This window comes from Micromonospora sp. CA-249363, from assembly GCF_050950185.1.
GTDB lineage: Bacteria > Actinomycetota > Actinomycetes > Mycobacteriales > Micromonosporaceae > Micromonospora.
In genome coordinates this window covers 855,072-871,788 of record NZ_CP192020.1, presented here as the reverse complement: position 1 = coordinate 871,788, position 16,717 = coordinate 855,072, and the positions used below count along the sequence as shown (strand labels likewise).

General features: G+C 70.2%; 17 protein-coding genes. 8 read left to right on the top strand and 9 right to left on the bottom strand.

Annotated features, from left to right (window positions below; all coding sequences use genetic code 11):
• Positions 1 to 11: 11 nt before the first annotated feature.
• Positions 12 to 1,862 carry a phosphoenolpyruvate carboxykinase (GTP) gene (locus tag ACQPZK_RS04180; RefSeq protein WP_433537024.1) on the bottom strand — a complete coding sequence of 617 codons (1,851 nt, stop codon included), beginning with the start codon at positions 1,860 to 1,862 and terminating at the stop codon, positions 12 to 14.
• 441 nt (positions 1,863 to 2,303) lie between these two features.
• Between ACQPZK_RS04180 and ACQPZK_RS04175 the strand changes: the two genes are divergently transcribed.
• The 3 genes from ACQPZK_RS04175 to ACQPZK_RS04165 all read left to right on the top strand — a co-directional run bounded on the left by ACQPZK_RS04175 (position 2,304) and on the right by ACQPZK_RS04165 (position 4,423).
• Positions 2,304 to 2,840, top strand: coding sequence for a GtrA family protein (locus ACQPZK_RS04175; RefSeq protein ID WP_433539106.1), 537 nt, complete (start codon positions 2,304 to 2,306; stop codon positions 2,838 to 2,840).
• Positions 2,841 to 2,903: 63 nt separating this feature from the next.
• On the top strand, positions 2,904 to 3,602 hold the full coding sequence (locus ACQPZK_RS04170) for a GtrA family protein (protein WP_433537023.1): 699 nt from the start codon (positions 2,904 to 2,906) through the stop codon (positions 3,600 to 3,602).
• The gene (locus ACQPZK_RS04165) at positions 3,599 to 4,423 is read left to right on the top strand and encodes a MaoC/PaaZ C-terminal domain-containing protein (protein WP_433537022.1); all 825 of its coding nucleotides are present in this window, start codon (positions 3,599 to 3,601) and stop codon (positions 4,421 to 4,423) included. Before ACQPZK_RS04170 ends, ACQPZK_RS04165 begins: the two co-directional genes overlap by 4 nt.
• Positions 4,424 to 4,469: 46 nt before the next feature.
• On the opposite strand, the gene ACQPZK_RS04160 is transcribed toward ACQPZK_RS04165, so the two are convergent.
• Together ACQPZK_RS04160 and ACQPZK_RS04155 are read right to left on the bottom strand one after the other, a co-directional pair.
• The gene (locus ACQPZK_RS04160) at positions 4,470 to 5,042 is read right to left on the bottom strand and encodes a PH domain-containing protein (RefSeq protein ID WP_396800933.1); all 573 of its coding nucleotides are present in this window, start codon (positions 5,040 to 5,042) and stop codon (positions 4,470 to 4,472) included.
• Positions 5,043 to 5,231: 189 nt separating this feature from the next.
• Positions 5,232 to 6,107 (bottom strand): biotin--[acetyl-CoA-carboxylase] ligase, encoded by an 876-nt coding sequence (locus tag ACQPZK_RS04155; RefSeq protein WP_433537021.1) that lies wholly within the window; start codon positions 6,105 to 6,107, stop codon positions 5,232 to 5,234.
• A gap of 85 nt (positions 6,108 to 6,192) precedes the next feature.
• On the opposite strand from ACQPZK_RS04155, the gene ACQPZK_RS04150 reads away from it, so the two are divergent.
• On the top strand, positions 6,193 to 7,776 hold the full coding sequence (locus ACQPZK_RS04150; RefSeq protein ID WP_433537020.1) for an acyl-CoA carboxylase subunit beta: 1,584 nt from the start codon (positions 6,193 to 6,195) through the stop codon (positions 7,774 to 7,776).
• Positions 7,777 to 7,934: 158 nt separating this feature from the next.
• Here the strand turns inward: ACQPZK_RS04150 and ACQPZK_RS04145 are convergent, their stop codons facing one another.
• From ACQPZK_RS04145 to ACQPZK_RS04130, 4 genes are all read right to left on the bottom strand, one after another.
• Positions 7,935 to 8,789, bottom strand: a complete 855-nt coding sequence (locus ACQPZK_RS04145) for a hypothetical protein (protein WP_433537019.1) — start codon at positions 8,787 to 8,789, stop codon at positions 7,935 to 7,937.
• The gene (locus tag ACQPZK_RS04140; protein ID WP_433537018.1) at positions 8,782 to 9,282 is read right to left on the bottom strand and encodes a SigE family RNA polymerase sigma factor; all 501 of its coding nucleotides are present in this window, start codon (positions 9,280 to 9,282) and stop codon (positions 8,782 to 8,784) included. The genes ACQPZK_RS04145 and ACQPZK_RS04140 overlap by 8 nt, the downstream gene beginning before the upstream one ends.
• A 62-nt stretch (positions 9,283 to 9,344) precedes the next feature.
• Positions 9,345 to 10,328, bottom strand: a complete 984-nt coding sequence (locus tag ACQPZK_RS04135; protein ID WP_433537017.1) for a ketopantoate reductase family protein — start codon at positions 10,326 to 10,328, stop codon at positions 9,345 to 9,347.
• A gap of 23 nt (positions 10,329 to 10,351) precedes the next feature.
• Entirely contained in the window at positions 10,352 to 11,095 is a 744-nt protein-coding gene (locus tag ACQPZK_RS04130; RefSeq protein WP_433537016.1) for a M50 family metallopeptidase, read from the bottom strand.
• 101 nt (positions 11,096 to 11,196) lie between these two features.
• Here ACQPZK_RS04130 and ACQPZK_RS04125 point away from each other — a divergent pair, with 101 nt between their 5' ends.
• Both ACQPZK_RS04125 and ACQPZK_RS04120 read left to right on the top strand, forming a co-directional pair.
• Positions 11,197 to 11,748, top strand: coding sequence for a Uma2 family endonuclease (locus ACQPZK_RS04125; RefSeq protein ID WP_433537015.1), 552 nt, complete (start codon positions 11,197 to 11,199; stop codon positions 11,746 to 11,748).
• Positions 11,749 to 11,873: 125 nt separating this feature from the next.
• Positions 11,874 to 12,626, top strand: coding sequence for a GH25 family lysozyme (locus ACQPZK_RS04120; protein WP_433537014.1), 753 nt, complete (start codon positions 11,874 to 11,876; stop codon positions 12,624 to 12,626).
• A gap of 83 nt (positions 12,627 to 12,709) precedes the next feature.
• Here ACQPZK_RS04120 and ACQPZK_RS04115 read toward each other — a convergent pair whose 3' ends face one another.
• Entirely contained in the window at positions 12,710 to 12,943 is a 234-nt protein-coding gene (locus ACQPZK_RS04115; protein ID WP_433537013.1) for a hypothetical protein, read from the bottom strand.
• A gap of 89 nt (positions 12,944 to 13,032) precedes the next feature.
• Positions 13,033 to 15,027 carry a protein kinase domain-containing protein gene (locus ACQPZK_RS04110; RefSeq protein ID WP_433537012.1) on the bottom strand — a complete coding sequence of 665 codons (1,995 nt, stop codon included), beginning with the start codon at positions 15,025 to 15,027 and terminating at the stop codon, positions 13,033 to 13,035.
• 90 nt (positions 15,028 to 15,117) lie between these two features.
• On the opposite strand from ACQPZK_RS04110, the gene ACQPZK_RS04105 reads away from it, so the two are divergent.
• Both ACQPZK_RS04105 and ACQPZK_RS04100 read left to right on the top strand, forming a co-directional pair.
• A complete protein-coding gene (locus tag ACQPZK_RS04105) occupies positions 15,118 to 15,321 on the top strand; it encodes an acyl-CoA carboxylase epsilon subunit (protein WP_433537011.1) in 204 nt (67 codons plus the stop codon).
• Between the two features lie 92 nt (positions 15,322 to 15,413).
• Positions 15,414 to 15,872: a hypothetical protein gene (locus tag ACQPZK_RS04100; RefSeq protein WP_433537010.1), complete on the top strand. Its 459-nt coding sequence runs from the start codon at positions 15,414 to 15,416 to the stop codon at positions 15,870 to 15,872.
• Positions 15,873 to 16,717 lie beyond the last annotated feature (845 nt).

Sequence of the window (16,717 nt, the reverse complement as noted above, 5' to 3'; positions counted from 1 at the left end):
GTGGGCGATGTTCACACCTGGCGCTGCGGTTGCGCCGCGTCCAGTCGGGCGCGCAGCGCGTCCAACTCGGCCCAGAGCACGCCGGGCAGCTTGTCACCGAACTTCTCGAACCACTCGGTGATCATCGGCAGCTCGTTGCGCCACTCGTCCGGGTCGACCTTCAGCGCGATCCGGACGTCCTCCGGGGTCATGTCCAACCCCTCGACGTCGAGCGCGTCCTGCGCCGGGACCATGCCCACCGGGGTCTCGACGGCGTCGGCCGTGCCCTCGATCCGCTCGACGATCCACTTGAGCACCCGGGAGTTCTCGCCGAAGCCCGGCCAGAGGAACGAGCCGTCCGGGTCCTTGCGGAACCAGTTGACGTAGTAGATCTTCGGCAGCTTGGCCTCGTCGCCGTCGGCGCCCTTGCCCATCTCGATCCAGTGCCGGAAGTAGTCGCCCGCGTGGTAGCCGATGAACGGCAGCATGGCCATCGGGTCGCGCCGGACCACGCCCACCGCGCCGGACGCGGCGGCCGTCGTCTCGGACGAGAGCGTCGCGCCCATGTAGACGCCGTGCACCCAGTCGCGGGCCTCGGTCACCAGCGGGATGGTGTCCTTGCGGCGACCGCCGAAGAGGATCGCGTCGATCGGTACGCCGTTCGGGTCGAAGTACTCGTCGGCGAGGATCGGGCACTGCGTGATCGGGGTGCAGAACCGGCTGTTCGCGTGCGAGGAGAGGCTGTCGCTCTCCGGCGTCCAGTCGTTGCCCTTCCAGTCGATGAGGTGCGCCGGAGGCTCACCCATGCCCTCCCACCAGATGTCGCCGTCGTCGGTGAGGCCCACGTTCGTGAAGATCGAGTTGCCCCGGTCCAGCGTGCGCATGGCGTTGGCGTTGGTCTTCCAGTCGGTGCCGGGCGCGACGCCGAAGAGGCCGTACTCCGGGTTGACCGCGTAGAGCCGGCCGTCCGGGCCGAACCGCATCCAGGCGATGTCGTCGCCGATGGTCTCGACCTTCCAGCCCGGAATGGTCGGCTCCACCATGGCCAGGTTGGTCTTGCCACAGGCCGACGGGAAGGCCCCCGCGATGTGGTGAACCCGGCCCTCCGGCGAGGTGATTTTGAGGATGAGCATGTGCTCGGCGAGCCAACCCTCGTCCCGGCCCATCACGCTGGCGATACGCAGCGAGTAGCACTTCTTGCCGAGCAGCGAGTTACCGCCGTAACCCGAGCCGTACGACCAGATCTCCCGGGTCTCCGGGAAGTGCGAGATGTACTTGGTCTCGTTGCAGGGCCACGACACGTCCTGCTGGCCCGGAGCGAGCGGGGCGCCGATCGAGTGCAGCGCGTGCACGAAGTCCGCGTCGTCGCCCATCGCCTCGAGAATCGCCGCGCCCATGCGGGTCATGATGCGCATCGACGCCACCACGTACGGGCTGTCGGTGATCTCGACACCGAACATCGGGCTCTCGGCCTCGACGGGACCCATCACGAACGGGATGACGTACATGGTGCGACCGCGCATGGATCCGCGGTACAGCTCCGTCATCGTCCGCTTCATCTCGGCCGGCGCCATCCAGTTGTTGGTGGGGCCGGCGTCCGCCTCGTCGACGGAGCAGATGTAGGTGCGCTCCTCGACCCGCGCCACGTCGGAGGGGTCGGTGCGCGCGTAGAACGAGTTCGGCTTCTTCTCGGGGTTCAACCGGATGAGGGTGCCGGCCTCGACCAGCTCATCGGTGAGGCGACGCCACTCCTCGTCGGACCCGTCCACCCACACGACCCGGTCGGGGGTGGTCAGTTCCGCGACCTCACGGACCCAGGCAAGCAGTTTCGGATGGGACGTCGGGGCCTGATCGATACCCCGCACTACAGCCGGAGCAACCATGACACATCTCCTTGTGGTCGACGCTGACCGATCTATGGGATGCACGAGTCTCAGCGACGCGATGCGCCGCCTTCGTGGAAACCTGGGATTGGGCTCAGCGTAAACCGGGCAGCCTTCCGAGTCAGTGGGACTGGTTGTGAAGAACTGCACAAGGTACGGCCACGCTGCGGCATCACGATCTGATACCCGCTTTCCTGCGCAGTTTCACGCAAATCTTGTTGTGCACCCCCGGTCGACGCGCGTTCCGGTCGGTCCGTCAACCCACCTGCCGACCGGTTGGCGGATTCCCGTTCCGAGGCGCATCAGTCCTCCCGACTGGTTACGCTGCGTTCAACGGCGGCACACCGGCTGAGAGGGCCGCCATGGGCGACGATGTCCCCCTCGCCGTTGCTCCCCCGCCGACACCTCCACAGCCGGTAGGCTCGCCCCGTGGCCGCCACGATGACCGGGGATCAACCGGGCCCCCGGCAGACCCGACCGGGTCTGGTCCGCGCACTGCTCGACCGCTTCGGTCACCTCGTGCGCGAGCTGAGCAAGTTCGCCACCGTGGGCGGGATCGCCTTCCTCGTCGACTTCGCGCTCTTCAACTACCTGACGACCGTGCGCGGCATGGAGCAGGTGACGGCCAAGACCATCTCGACCGTGATCGCCGCGACCTTCGCCTTCCTGGGCAACCGCTTCTGGACCTGGCGGCACCGCCAACGCAGCAACCCGGCGCGGGAGTACGCGCTGTTCTTCTTCTTCAACGCTGTCGGCCTCGGGATCGCGGTGGCCTGCCTCGCGATCAGCCGCTACGGGCTCGGCAGCATCTGGCCGGGCGTGTTCCAGACGCAGCTCGCCGACAACATCGCCAGCTTCGTCGTGGGCACCGGCCTCGGGACGCTGTTCCGATTCTGGTCCTACCGGCGGTTCGTCTTCGTCGAAGCGGGAACTCCGGTCGCTCCGCAGGTGGAGCACGACCGGGATCACGGGGCGTGACCTGCCGCCCACCTCGTCCGGCCGGTGATCGCCGGCTTTACCGACTGCCCTAAGGTGTTTCGCATGCGTCTTGTCCGTCTGCTGCCTGAGCGCTGGCAGAAGTTCATCCACGAGGCGCTCAAATTCGGCATCGTCGGCGGCATCAACACCGTCATCAATTACGCGGTGTTCAATGTCCTTGCACTTACCGTTTTCGTCAACGGTCAGTTGAAGGCGACCGTGATCGCGACGATCGTCGCCACGATCACGTCGTATCTGATGAATCGTCACTGGACGTACCGGGATCGCCCGAAATCGGCGCTTCGCCGGGAGTACGTCCTGTTCTTCCTGTTCAACGGTGCTGGCCTGCTCATCGAGCTGGGCGCGGTGGCCGCGGCCAAGTACGGGCTCGGCGTACACGGCCTGCTGGCGTTGAACGTGGCGAAGACCGCCGGCGTCCTGCTGGCCACGCTGTTCCGCTTCTGGTCGTACCGGACCTTCGTCTTCCAGCCCGTGACGCCGGCCGAGGACGCCACGAAGACCGAGCCCACCTGGCACGACATCCCCCGCGACGAGTGGGACACCATGGCCGAGATGGACCCGGTGGCCGAGCTGGCCGAGTCGGTCTCCGAGCTCGAAGAGGCGCAGTCCGCCGACCGGCCCGGCCCGACCGGCACCGCTCCCGCGCAGGGACGACCGCTGACCGCCGGCCTCCCCGCCGACCTGGACGCGGAACTCGCCGCGGAGCTGCACGCCGGCACTCGTCGCGCACCCCGCCGGTGACGGCTCCCGCCCTCCGCTCCGGCACCGGAGCGCCCGCCGAGCTGTTCTTCGAGGACCTCGTGCCGGGGCTCACCGTCGATCTCGGGACGGTGACCGTGGACGGCGACGAGATGCGCGCCTTCGCCCGACGCTTCGACCCGCAGTGGTACCACGTCGACACGGAGCTGGCCGAGGCCAGCCGGCACGGTGGTGTCATCGCCAGCGGCTTCTACACGGTCAGTCTGTTCATGCGGGCGTACGTCGACCACCTGCTGTCCCGCGCGGCCGCGGACGCCTCCCCCGGTCTGGAGGAGTTGCGGTGGCTCGCTCCGGTCCGTGCCGGTGATCGCCTCGCCGTCCGGGTCGACGTGATCGGCGCCCGCCCCTCGGACGCCCGGCCAGGGCTCGGCACCGTCATCCTCACCGGCACCATGCTCCGCCTCGGCCCGGACAACCGGCCCGAGCAGGAGGTGCTGCGGACACGCTTCCGCGGCTGGTTCGCCCTACGACCGGTCGAGCCAGATCCGGAGTCCGGGCCGCCCTCGACCGAACCAGCTCCGGCAGGGCCCGGGGTCGCCGAGCAGCCCTCCGCAGGACCGGCACGGTCCGGCCCGACGCAGAACGGCCCGACGCAGGCCGGCCCGGCACAGAACGGGCCGACGCAGGCCAGGCCAGCGCAGAACGGGCCGACGCAGGCCGGCCCGGCGCAGAACGGGCCGACGCAGGCCGGCCCGGCGCAGAACGGGCCGACGCAGGCCAGGCCAGCACAGAACGGGCCGACGCAGGCGCGACCGTCCGAGGCTGGGCCCTCGGCGGCGGCCGGGGCCGAACAGCACGCCTGATCGCCCCCGCCCTGCTCGCGGGCCGGGGCGATCAGCGCCGATCGGATCAGCTCGTGGTGTCGCGCAGCGGCTTGCCCTCGCGCATGTCGGCGAGGATGTCACGCATCTCCCCGTCGCCCAGCGAGTGCTTGTCGTGCTGCGCCTCGACCAGCTCGTAGAGGGTGGTCTGCACCCGACCGACCCCCGGCACGTCCTTGAGCACCGACTGGCCGCGTTCGCCGGCGGACTCGATGGTGAGGGTGCCGCAGCCGAGCAGCCGCTCGAAGAAGTGCTGGTTCATCGAGTGGTCGTTGATCCGGGTGAGCGGGAGGTCCCGCCGGTCCCGGGAGAAGACACCCTGCTGCAACAGCACGCGCTCGTTGGTGAACAGGTAATGGGTGGTACGCCAGACCAGGAACGGCCACAGACCGAGCCAGAGAACCGCGACCAGGCCGATCGCGCCGATCACGGCCAACGCGATCGAGCCGCCGGAACTCTCGGGCAGCAGGAGCACGCCGACCACCACCGCGGCGATGGCGAGGACCAGCACCAGGATCGGCCGGACCAGCGCCTTCCAGTGCGGGTGTAGGTGCAGCACGACGTGCTCGTCCTTCGTGAGCACGTCTTCGGGGAACGCCACGACAACCTCCAACGCCTTTACTTTGACGCGCCGACGGTAATCCCCAAGGGCCCCCCAACAACATCCGCCACGCGGCCCCACCCCACCTTCCGCGATCTTGCACTTTCGGTTGCCGTTACACGGCTTTGAGCCCGATACACCACGACAGAAAGTGCAAGATCGCCGCGCGGCAGGGGCTGGCGGCAGGGGCTAGCGGAGGTGGAGGACGTCTCCGGCGGTGAGGGTTCGGGTGCCCGTGGGGGTAGTGAGTTGGAGTTGGCCGTCGTTGTCTATGCCGGTTGCGGTGCCGGTTTGGGTCTCGCCGTTGGGCAGCAGGACTCGTACCTCGCGGCCGATCGTCGCGCAGGAGGCCAGGTAGGCGTCGCGCAGGCCGCTCGCCTCGGCGTCGCCGCCGGCGGTGCGCCAGCGGTCGTACCAGTCGGCGAGCGCCCGCAGGAGCGCCCGCAGCAGCGGATCACGGTCGGTGGCCGCCGCGCCGGCCAGTTGCAGTGACGTGGCCGGCAGCCCGGTCGGGTTCACCGGCAGCTCGTCGGCGCGCAGGGTCACGTTGAGGCCGATGCCGAGGACGATGGCGGGCGGTTGGGCCGGCGAGCGCCCCGGTACCGCCTCGGCCAGCACACCGGCGCACTTCGCGTCGCCGATGAGCAGATCGTTGGGCCACTTCAGGGCCGCGTCCAGCTCGGCCAGCCGGGCCACCGCCTCGACCAGCGCGACGCCCGCGAGCAGCGGCAGCCAGCCGTACCCCGTGGGTGGAACGGCCGCCCACCCACGATCCGGCGCGGCCTCGCCGGGCCGCAGCAGGACGCTGGTGGCGATCCCCGCACGCGGCGGTGACTGCCAGACCCGACCGCGCCGGCCGCGCCCGGCGGTCTGCCGCTCCGCGACCACGACCAGGCCCTCCAGCTCGCCCGCGGCGGCGGCCTCGGACACGTCCGCGTTGGTGGAGCCGGTCTCGGTGTACAGCTCCAGTCGGGTCCACGGTCCGTTCGGCGCGACCAGCGCGCGCCGCAGCCGGGCCGCCGACAGCGGCGGTCGGTCCAGATCGGTGTACGGGGATCCCGGCATCCCGTCAGCCTACGGCCGGGACCGGCACCGGCGTTGAGGCGTACTGCACAGCCGCGCTGACCTGAACCATCGTTATATTCCCTGGGTGACTACCGAGACCGGGACCAACATCCACAGCACTGCCGGCAAGCTGGCGGACCTGGAGCGCCGGGTCGACGAGGCGGTGCACGCCGGGTCGGCGCGCGCGGTCGAGAAGCAGCACGCCCGAGGCAAGAAGACCGCCCGCGAGCGGATCGAGATGCTGCTCGACGAGGGCTCCTTCGTCGAGCTGGACGAGCTGGCCCGGCACCGGTCCACGGCCTTCGGGCTGGAGCGCAACCGCCCGTACGGCGACGGCGTGGTGACCGGCTACGGCACGGTCGACGGCCGGCAGGTGTGCGTCTTCGCCCAGGACTTCACCGTCTTCGGCGGCTCGCTCGGCGAGGTCTTCGGCGAGAAGATCGTCAAGGTGATGGACCTCGCCATGAAGATCGGGTGCCCGGTGATCGGCATCAACGACTCCGGCGGTGCCCGCATCCAGGAGGGCGTGGTGTCGCTCGGCCGGTACGGGGAGATCTTCTTCCGGAACGTCCGGGCGTCCGGGGTCATCCCGCAGATCTCGCTGGTGATGGGGCCCTGCGCGGGCGGCGCGGTCTACTCCCCGGCGGTCACCGACTTCACCGTGATGGTCGACCAGACCTCCCACATGTTCATCACCGGCCCCGACGTGATCAAAACGGTGACCGGCGAGGACGTCGGCATGGAGGAGTTGGGCGGGGCCCGTACGCACAACACGCGCAGCGGCAACGCGCACTACCTCGCCAGCGACGAGGAGGACGCGGTCGACTACGTCAAGGCGCTGCTGTCGTACCTGCCGTCGAACAACCTCGACGAGCCGGTCGCCTTCGAGGCCCCGGCCGAGCTGGAGATCACCGACGAGGACCGTGAGCTGGACACGCTCATCCCGGACTCGGCCAACCAGCCGTACGACATCCACACCGTCATCGAGCACGTCCTCGACGACGGGGAGTTCCTCGAGGTCCAGCCGCTCTACGCGCAGAACATCGTGATCGGCTACGGCCGGGTGGAGGGTCGACCGGTCGGTGTGGTCGCCAACCAGCCGATGCACTTCGCCGGCACCCTGGACATCGCCGCCTCCGAGAAGGCCGCCCGGTTCGTGCGCACCTGCGACGCGTTCAACATCCCGGTGCTGACCTTCGTCGACGTGCCCGGGTTCCTGCCCGGCACCGGCCAGGAGTGGGACGGCATCATCCGCCGGGGCGCCAAGCTCATCTACGCGTACGCCGAGGCGACCGTCCCGAAGGTCACCGTGATCACCCGCAAGGCGTACGGCGGGGCGTACGACGTGATGGGCTCGAAGCACCTCGGCGCGGACCTGAACTTCGCGTGGCCGACCGCGCAGATCGCCGTGATGGGCGCGCAGGGCGCGGTGAACATCCTCTACCGCTCCGAGCTGGCCGGCGCCGACGATCCGGCGGCGGTCCGGGCCGAGAAGATCGCCGAGTACGAGGACACGCTGGCCAACCCGTACGTGGCGGCCGAGCGCGGGTACGTCGACTCGGTCATCGCGCCACACGAGACGCGTACCCAGATCGTCCGGGCACTGCGCGTCCTACGGACGAAGCGCGAGAGCCTACCGCCGAAGAAGCACGGCAACATCCCGCTCTGACCGCCGACGTGACCGCGCGCCGGCGTGACCGCGACGCAGGCGTGACCGCGCGCCGGCGTGACCGCCACGCCGGCTTGATCCGCGCAACTTCGGGGAAACTGCTGCTTCCCGGCGTCAGGAAGCAGCAGTTTCGGTGAAGTTGCGCGGATCAAGAAGAGTCAGCAGGCCGGATTCGCTGCGGCACACATGCGGGTCGCCGCCTTCTCCGCGAGCTGGACGAGATCCGATTCGGTGCCGTCGTACCCGAGCCGGAGCACCGAGACGGTGTCGCCGACCCGGACGACGGCCACGAGGATGGGCGGCGGTCTCTTGCCGAACGCCTGGCCGCTCTGCACATCCCGGGAGACTGTGGACGTGTGCTCCAGTATCGCGGCGTCATCCCCGGCGAAGCCCCGCTGTGCCACCGCCCACCGCTGGACCGCCTCCGTCGTGTACGTGCTCTCCGGCGACTGCCACTCCTCGACGCGCCGCCATTCGGTGCACGGGGCGATCACGTCGTCCAGACCGGCGAGGACCTGTCGGGCCTTCTCGGGTGCCAGCCGGTAGAGATCCTGCATGACCAGCGGGTCGCTCTCCACGCGGTCCTCCGGTGGATGCTTGCGCAGGAGGGTCTGTGAGCGGGACAGGATCGACACCTGCCAGCCGTCGGAATGCCCCTGACTCGTCCGGCAGTAGCCGAGGATGTCGTCCAGCTGCACCGGCTCTTCCAGCCCGGACTGGCTGAGCTGCACGTAGACCGGCGGTGACAGGTCGGCCGGCTGTAGCAGGGCGTCCAAGGGGATCTCGTGTCGGATCGGCAGGGCCGGTGCGGCCGCCTGCATCGCCGGCGGGGATGCCCGGTGCGAGGTGACCGCCACGGCGGACGCCCCTGCGACCGCCAGAATCACGCCGGCCGCCACGATCCGACGCCGGCTGCGGCGGCGGGCCCGGGCGCGGATCTCCGCCGGCTCCGGCCAGCGCACGTCACTCAATTCCCGCTGGATCTGTTCCACGATCGTCAAGTCGTCACGCATCGGTGGCCTCCTTGCGGTCAGAGACGGCGAGCAGGGCGGCGAGCGCGGTACGCCCCCGGGAGAGTCGGGCCTTGACCGTGCCGACGGGGGCGGCGGTCTCCCGCGCCACCTCGGCGACCGGCATGCCCACCAGGTAGTACAGGGCGATGGCGGTGCGCTGCTCCTCGGGCAGTAGACGCAGCGCGGCAACCACCTCGACGGTGTCGGTGCCCGGCCCGGGGACGGTCTCGGTCGCCCCGTGCCGCAGGTACGCACGGGCGCGACTGCGCAGGCTGCGCCACCGGCTGACGGCGATGCGGCTCGCCACCACCCGTACCCACGCCTCCGGATCGTCGTACGCGCTGATCGTCGACCACCGCTGCCAGGCCCGGATGTACGCCTCCTGCACGGCGTCCTGGGCCTCGGCCCGGTCGCCGGTGAGGGCGTAGACGAAACCGAGCAGCCGTTGTCGGCTCCCCCGGTAGAACTCGTCGAACCCGTCGACGTCCGGCACCCGTTACCTCCCCGTGTCGGTCGCAGGGAACACGCGCCGGGCGGGGCCGCCGGTTGCCACGTTCAGGCGATCATCTTCTCCAGCTCGGCGAGCGGGAACGCGCCGGCCGCGAGCCGTTGCCGGGCGGCCTGCCGTACCGCCCGCTGCACGGCCACGTTGGCCGGCGTCGGTACGCCGTGCAGCCGGCCCAGCAGCGCGATCTCCCCGTTGAGGTGGTCGACCTCGGTCGAGCCGGTGGCTCGGGCGAGGCTCTGCCAGGTGGAGCCGCCGGACCGGTCCGCCCCATCGACCGGGCGCTGCTGGACCAGGTCTCCTCGTTCGGCCCGCTCCTCCTCCGGGGAGGTGTGCGGGATTCGGGCGGCGGCGAGCGCGGCGACGCCCTCGGCGCGTACCCGCTCGACGAGGGCGTCCGGGATCTTCTCCCCCAGCAGCGCCTGAAGGCCGTTGCCGAGGTTGCTGAGCAGCTTGCCGTACTTCCAGCGCAGCACGTCCTCGCGGACCGGCGCGACGAAACCGGCGGCGGTCAGGTCGGCGGCGATCGCCCGGTCGGTGTCGTCGGCGCCGCCCGGATAGCGGCCGATGTGGAGCATCCCGGGGTGCGGATGCCCGTTCGCCACCACCACGCCCGGGTCCAGATGGGTGGCCGGCAGCCAGACGCAGACCGGGTGCACGTCGGCGAAGAGCCGCAGGGCGGCCCGCTCGTTCGCCACCCCGTTCTGCGCGGTGACCAGCGGCAGCCGTTCACCGGCCGTACCACCGCCGGTGACCGGGGCGTCCACCCAGGTCGCCAGCGCGGCCTCGGTGTCCTGCGACTTGACGGTGAGCACCAGCACCGTGTCGGCCGGCAGCGGCTGGTCACCCGGGCCGTCGACAGCGGCGAGCCGGGCGGTCACCTCGCCGTCGGGCTGCCGTAGCGAAAGGCCGCGCTCCCGGATCGCGTCCAGGTGCGCGCCGCGGGCCACCAGTGTCACGTCCCGGCCGGCCTGCGCCAGCCGTACGCCGATGGTCCCGCCGACCGCGCCCGCCCCAATGATCACGTACCGCATGGGTTCATTCTGCCCCGAGGGGATCAGAGCGTCAGGCCGGCGTCGGTGAGGATCGGGCCGGCCAGCAGCAGGGCACCGGCTACCAGGGCGACCAGGTTGACCAGGGCGAAGACCGTGACCCAGAAGAACGCCGGGAAGGGGGTCAGCCCGGCGAGCTGGTCGGCGTCGGAGGCGGGCATCCGGCCACGCGCGCGCAGGCGTTGCAGCTCCACCACCGGCCGCACGCCGCCGAGCAACAGGAACCACACCCCGGTGTACGCGAAAGCGGCCTGCACCTGCGGCGTCGCGTACCACGAGACGGCGAACACCAGCGCCCCGGTGACCAGCAGCGACACCACACCGAACGCGTTGCGGATCATGATCAGCATGGCGAGCAGCAGCACCACCGCGACCCAGAGCAACAGGGTGATCCGGTTGCCGCCGAGCAGCCAGGCACCGGCCAACCCGATCAGCGGCGGGGCGACGTACCCGGCGAGCAGGGTCAGGATCATGCCGGGTCCGGTGGGTCGACCGGCCGAGAGCGTCAGTCCCGAGGTGTCCGAGTGCAGCCGGATGCCGCGCAGCTTGCGACCGGTGAGCAGGGCGACGAGCGCGTGCCCGCCCTCGTGGGCGATGGTGATGGCGTTGCGGGCGATCCGCCACGGCAGCCGGGTGGAGACCACCACCAGCGCGACGACCGCGGTGATCAACACCAGCAGCGGGGGCGGGTCCGGCTGCGCGCCGAACAGCGTGTCCCACATCTCGCCCAGTCCGTCGATCGACATCATGGGGCGCGAGCCTACCGGCGGCGTTCCGTGTCGCTGCCGAGGCACCGGCTCGTATCCTGTGAGACTGATCGGGTGGCGAGGGATGCGGGAGGTGGACGCAGGTGAGCGCAGCGCCCCTGGAGCCGCACATCGGCCTCTGGACCGAGGCCGACTATTTCGCCCTGGGCGAGACGCCTGACCGGATCGAGCTGCTCGACGGGAGCCTGCTGGTGAGCCCTGCCCCGAGCCGACGGCACCAACGCGTGTCACGTCGGCTGGCGAACAGTATCGAGGCGGCAGCAGAACCGCACGGCTTGCTGGTCTACGACGCAATCAATGTCCGACTCGGCATCGATCGAGTCGTCATCCCGGATCTCGTGGTCACTGACGTCGACGACGAAGGCACCTTTCTCGACGCTAGCCGGGTGTCCTTGGTCGGTGAGGTCGTTTCGCCGGGCAATGCAGCGGCCGATCGCCTACTCAAGATGCAGCTCTACGCCATCGCGCGAATCCCCTGGTACCTGCTGGTCGAGCAGGACGGTGACGGTCACTCGCTGCGCCTGTACCGGCTCGACGGCGAGCACTACGTCGAGGACCAGGTCGCCAAGGCCGGGGAGACGTTGAGCGTGGTCGAGCCCTTCCGTTGGCAGTTCGACCCGGCCACGCTGCGCTGATCCGCTCGACTCCCGCCACCGGGCGATCGCAGCCCGTCGATGAAAGTTTCCTCTACAACTCTTGCGATCAAGGGCACTTACCTCCAAAGATGGGCGTCAATAGACGGCCGTTTCTGGAGGCACTCATGGCCCGTACCCGATCATCGCTGCGCCGCGCGTTCGCGGCCGGCCTCACCGTCCTCGCCACCGCGGCGGCGACCCTGGTCGCTACCGCCGGCCCGGCGGCGGCGGCCACCACCGCCGGCATCGACGTGTCCCGCTACCAGGGCAGCATCAACTGGACCAGCGTCCGGAACTCCGGCATCGAGTTCGCCTTCATCAAGGCGACCGAGGGCACCAGCTACAAGGACCCCAACTTCAACACGAACTACGTCAACGCCTACAACGCCGGGGTGATCCGCGGGGCGTACCACTTCGCCCGCCCCAACATCTCCGCCGGCTCGACCCAGGCCGCCTACCTGGCCTCCAACGGCGGCGCCTGGTCGGCGGACAGCCGAACCCTGCCGGCCGCGCTGGACATCGAGGCGAACCCGTACAGCGGCGGCTACTGCTACGGCCTCAGCACCACCGGGATGCGCAACTGGGTGCAGGACTTCCTGAACACGTACCGCTCGCGCACCGGCCGATACGCGGTCATCTACACCACCACGAGCTGGTGGAACCAGTGCACCGGCAGCTGGACCGGCCCGTGGGCCAACCACCCGCTCTGGCTGGCCCGCTGGTCGAGCACCCCGGGCGCCCTGCCGGCCGGCGCGTCGGTGTGGAGCTTCTGGCAGTACACCAGCACGGGTTCCGTCTCCGGGATCAGCGGCAACGTGGACCGCAACTACTGGAACGGTGACCGCAGCCGACTCGTCGCCCTCGCGAACAACACCTGATCGGGCCGTTGGCGGCAGCGGGATCGACTATCACCTCACGGTGCACAATCGGTCCGGCTGCCGCCACACCACCTGGTTACGGGTCAGGCCCGCCGTCGGCTCATCGCCGGCACCATCGCCGGAGCGTCCTCGCGGACGATCGCGTCGCGGCGGCTGAGCCGCCGGACACCCACAGCACCAACGGCGATGGCAACGATGCCGAGCAGCGCGACGAGTACCGGAAGCCCAACGCTGATCAGCAGCAGTGCCACATCGCCGAGTGCGACGAGCATCCACAGTGCCAGCCGAGGCCGGGCGTTCCTGTATCGGTAACTCATGTCGCACCTCCCTCCGTCGTTGGAGATCAGATACCCCGAACGACGCAAGAACATGCGAGAGAGGTTCGCGCAGGTGTGCGGAACGCGGGTCAGTTGACCCGGTCGGGCTTGAAGCCCTTGACGATCTGGTCGAAGTTGGCGAGGTTGGCCTGCCAGTCCTTCTCCGCGATCTCCCACCGGATGGCGTAGCCGCGGTTACTGGCGGTCACGAAGCCCCGGTTGCGCACGTGGATGCGGGTGTTGTCCCGGGTCTCCAACCACTCCCAGTCGGCGCAGGTCCGATACCAGTCGCAGGCCCTGATGCTTCCCACCAACTGGTAGTTGCTGACCAGATTCCGACGGTACGGTTCCTTTTCCTTCCAGTCGGCGACCGCGTCCTTCAGCGGGGTGGGGGTCCACTGGACCAGCAACTTGCCGGGCCCGCCGGACTGGTTGAAGACGGACGTGTCCGAGCCGGTCTGACGGCCGCTCCAGCCGGGTGGGAGCGGGATGGAGAAGGTCGGCCCCTTGTGTAGCGTCCAGCCCGCCGGCAGCGCGTTCGGATCCGCCGACGGGGTGGCCGAGGGCGTCGCACTCGGTGCGCCCGTGGTGGGCGGAGGCGCCGCCGGAGCGGAGGACTGCGCTGGCGCCGACGTCGCGGCCGCCCCGGTCGTCGGGTCGGCCTGCGGGGTCTCCTTGTCGTCGCCCTTGGTCAGCATCGGCACGATCACGATGAGGCCGACCAGCAGCAGGGCCACCAGCGCGCCGATCAGCACGTTCCGGCGGGTGTTGTTCGGCTTCGTACCCTCGAACTGCGGGACCGCCGCGCGCCCCGCCGGACCCACCGGCGGCATGACCGACGTGGGCGTCGAGGGTTTGCGCTGCTCCGGCGCCACCGGCGGCGGGCCGTCGACGGCCGTCGGCTCGTCGTCGCCCGCAGGCGTACCGTCGCTGCCGGCCTCGCCCCCGGCGGACACCACGGCGGTCGGGTCGGCCGCCGGCGTGGCCGGGCGGTCGATCTTCGCGGTCGGCTCGGCCGGGACCGTGGCCGTCGGCTCGGCGTCCCCGCCGGCGGGGACGACCTCCGTCGGCGAGGCGTCGACGGCTGCCGGCCCGGCCGCAGCGGCAGCGACCGGCGGCGGGGTACGCGGCGCCGGCGGCGACACCGGGCGGTCGACGGTCTCCTCCGCCGGGCGGGGTGCCGGCACGAGCGGCGGGCGCGGCTCACGCGGCCCGTTCGGCCCCGGCCGGCGTACGCCGTCGAGAAGCGAGATGCCCCGCGTCCGCTTGCCACCCGCGCGGCGCAGCAGCCGTTCCGCCACCTCGGCGGTGATCCGTTCCTTCGGGTCCTTCTGAAGCAGCCCGGTGAGCACCGGCTTGAGCGGGCCGGCATTCTTCGGCGGCGGCATCGGCTCGGTGGCCAACGCGGCCAGCGTGGCGATGGCGGACGGCCGCGCGTACGGCGACTTGCCCTCCACCGCCGCGTACAGCGTCGCGCCCAGCGACCACAGGTCGGCCTCCGGACCGGCGGTGCCCTCCCGGGCCCGCTCCGGCGAGATGTACGCGGGCGAGCCGAGCACCATGCCGGTACGGGTGACATTCGGGTCACCGGGGATCGTGGCGAGGCCGAAATCGGTCAACACCACCCGACCGTCCTCGCCCAGCAGCACGTTGCCCGGCTTGACGTCGCGGTGCATGACGCCCGCCTTGTGCGCCGCGTTCAACGCGCCGAGCACGCCCAGGCCGATCTCGACCGCCCGGGCCGGCGACACCGGCCCGTCCTCGGCGAGGGTGTCCTGCAACGACCTCGACGCCACGTACTCCATGACGATCCACGGGTCGCCGTCGGTCCGCAGGACGTCGAAGATGCGTACCACGTTGACGTGGTTGAGCCGGGCGATGGCCCGCGCCTCGCGCAGCGACCGTTCCCGCATCTCGCGGCGTTCCTCGTCGGTGAGGCCGGGCGGCGGCACCAACTCCTTGATGGCGACGTCCCGGTGCAACACCTCGTCGCGCGCCTTCCACACCCGACCCATGCCGCCCTGGCCGAGCGGCGACAGAAGCCGGTATCGGTCAGCGACGAGTTGGGGAAGCGCGTTCGACATCGCTGAGACGGTACCCGGACCCGCCGACGGTCACACCGCCGGCACGCCACTGTGCTCTTGACGTGACTTCGGGCCGCGTACGCTGGCGGCATGTCTGCCGAAGAGCCGCTGTTCCGGGTCGTACGCGGCGTGCCCACCGCCGAGGAGTTGGCCGCCCTGGTCGGGGCGGTCATCGTGCGGTCCCGCCCGGCCGCCGCACCCGCGCCGGCGACCGCGTCCGCCTGGGCGCGCAGCGGGCGGCCCGCCGGCGCCAACACCTGGCGCTCTTCCGGCCTCCCCCGTCCTCCCCGCTGAACCCGGGTCGCCCCATGTGGGGGGCTGCCAGGACGGCGTGCAGCCGTTAATCTCACTGAGGGAAACGGTGCGGTGACGGACAGGGAGGACCGATGATCCCCGAAGAGGACCAGCCGGCGCCCTGGCTGCACGGCTACGGCGGCATCGAAGCCGACATCCGCCAACTCCGCGAGTTCGCCGACCGGCTCGCCGCCGAGGTCGAGAGCAACTACGCGCCCCACCTGTCGTACATCGCCGAAGACATGTCCGCGAAGGTGCCGAACCCCTGCGACGCATTCGTCGAGCTGGTCACCTTCCTGCACGCCCACCACGAGACGCAGCAGGCCACGACCGACATGGTGTACGCCCTCCGCGGCGCCACCGGCCACCTGGCCGCCGTCGCCGACCGGGTCGCCACCCAGTACGCCGACAGCGACGCCTTCTCGTCCGCCCGGGCCGTCGACGTCCAACGCGCCCTCGCCGACCCGGGAACCGTCCTGCCCGGCAGCCGGACGCCCACACTGAGCGACCCCACCGGCCCCAACAGCGAAAGGCCGGTGGTCCTACCGTGATCGAGCGTGGCGGTGGCCGCACCTCCGGCCAGACCGACTGGCACCTGATGGACCTCAACAGCATGTGGGCGTGCCTCCAGGACCACGACACCACCAACCACTGGAAACAGGTCGCCGGCTGGCGCAAGGTCTGTGACCTGGCCCAGATCCACCTCGGCCGACTTCAGGAGTACCGACGAGGCCTCGCCGAGGCATGGCCCCCCGAGACCAGCGCCGCCTCCGGCACGTACCTCGCCCAACTCGACGACCTCATCGCCAAGGTCCGACACACCCACGACGCCGCCGCCGCCAACTACACCGCGCTGTCCGCCGCCACCCAGGCCATCGGCGCCACCCGCGCCGAGCTTCGCAAGCTCCACGAGGAGTACGCGACAAAGCTCCAACAGAAGCGGGCGTACGAGGCCACGGCCGCCGACCCCAAAGCGGTAATGGGCAATCGGGTCGTGGACGCTCCGGTGACGGACAGCGATCTGGAACGGCTGAACGTGCAGGCACGGGCGATGATGTTCAACCTCAGCGGCGAACTACAACAAGCCCAAGCCACCCTCCAAAAACCCCCAGCGACAGCGCGAATTTCTAGGCAGCCGGATAACTCCGACGCATACGGTGACCAAATACCTCCTGCTATTCCTCCAATCATTTCAGTTCCTCTACGTACAACAACGGGCGTACCCTCAAGCGAAGCTTTGTTGAAGATGCCCCCTGCAACATCTTCGCCGACACCCTCGATAGGCCCTGTACTAGGTGGCGTCACCGCCGGGAACTTTCCACCATCGAGCTCAAATTTGCCCATGAGTCAACTGCCAGGAACCGCCGGATCGACGGCTTCGATCGGACCAGGGGGA

What these genes read in the sequence shown, in the direction of transcription:
- ACQPZK_RS04180 (WP_433537024.1), bottom strand. Translation starts at nt 1,862, where the DNA reads ATGGTTGCTCCGGCTGTAGTGCGGGGTATCGATCAGGCCCCGACGTCC.
- ACQPZK_RS04175 (WP_433539106.1), top strand. Translation starts at nt 2,304, where the DNA reads ATGACCGGGGATCAACCGGGCCCCCGGCAGACCCGACCGGGTCTGGTC.
- ACQPZK_RS04170 (WP_433537023.1), top strand. Translation starts at nt 2,904, where the DNA reads ATGCGTCTTGTCCGTCTGCTGCCTGAGCGCTGGCAGAAGTTCATCCAC.
- ACQPZK_RS04155 (WP_433537021.1), bottom strand. Translation starts at nt 6,107, where the DNA reads ATGCCGGGATCCCCGTACACCGATCTGGACCGACCGCCGCTGTCGGCG.
- ACQPZK_RS04145 (WP_433537019.1), bottom strand. Translation starts at nt 8,789, where the DNA reads ATGCGTGACGACTTGACGATCGTGGAACAGATCCAGCGGGAATTGAGT.
- ACQPZK_RS04135 (WP_433537017.1), bottom strand. Translation starts at nt 10,328, where the DNA reads ATGCGGTACGTGATCATTGGGGCGGGCGCGGTCGGCGGGACCATCGGC.
- ACQPZK_RS04130 (WP_433537016.1), bottom strand. Translation starts at nt 11,095, where the DNA reads ATGATGTCGATCGACGGACTGGGCGAGATGTGGGACACGCTGTTCGGC.
- ACQPZK_RS04120 (WP_433537014.1), top strand. Translation starts at nt 11,874, where the DNA reads ATGGCCCGTACCCGATCATCGCTGCGCCGCGCGTTCGCGGCCGGCCTC.
- ACQPZK_RS04115 (WP_433537013.1), bottom strand. Translation starts at nt 12,943, where the DNA reads ATGAGTTACCGATACAGGAACGCCCGGCCTCGGCTGGCACTGTGGATG.
- ACQPZK_RS04110 (WP_433537012.1), bottom strand. Translation starts at nt 15,027, where the DNA reads ATGTCGAACGCGCTTCCCCAACTCGTCGCTGACCGATACCGGCTTCTG.
- ACQPZK_RS04105 (WP_433537011.1), top strand. Translation starts at nt 15,118, where the DNA reads ATGTCTGCCGAAGAGCCGCTGTTCCGGGTCGTACGCGGCGTGCCCACC.
- ACQPZK_RS04100 (WP_433537010.1), top strand. Translation starts at nt 15,414, where the DNA reads ATGATCCCCGAAGAGGACCAGCCGGCGCCCTGGCTGCACGGCTACGGC.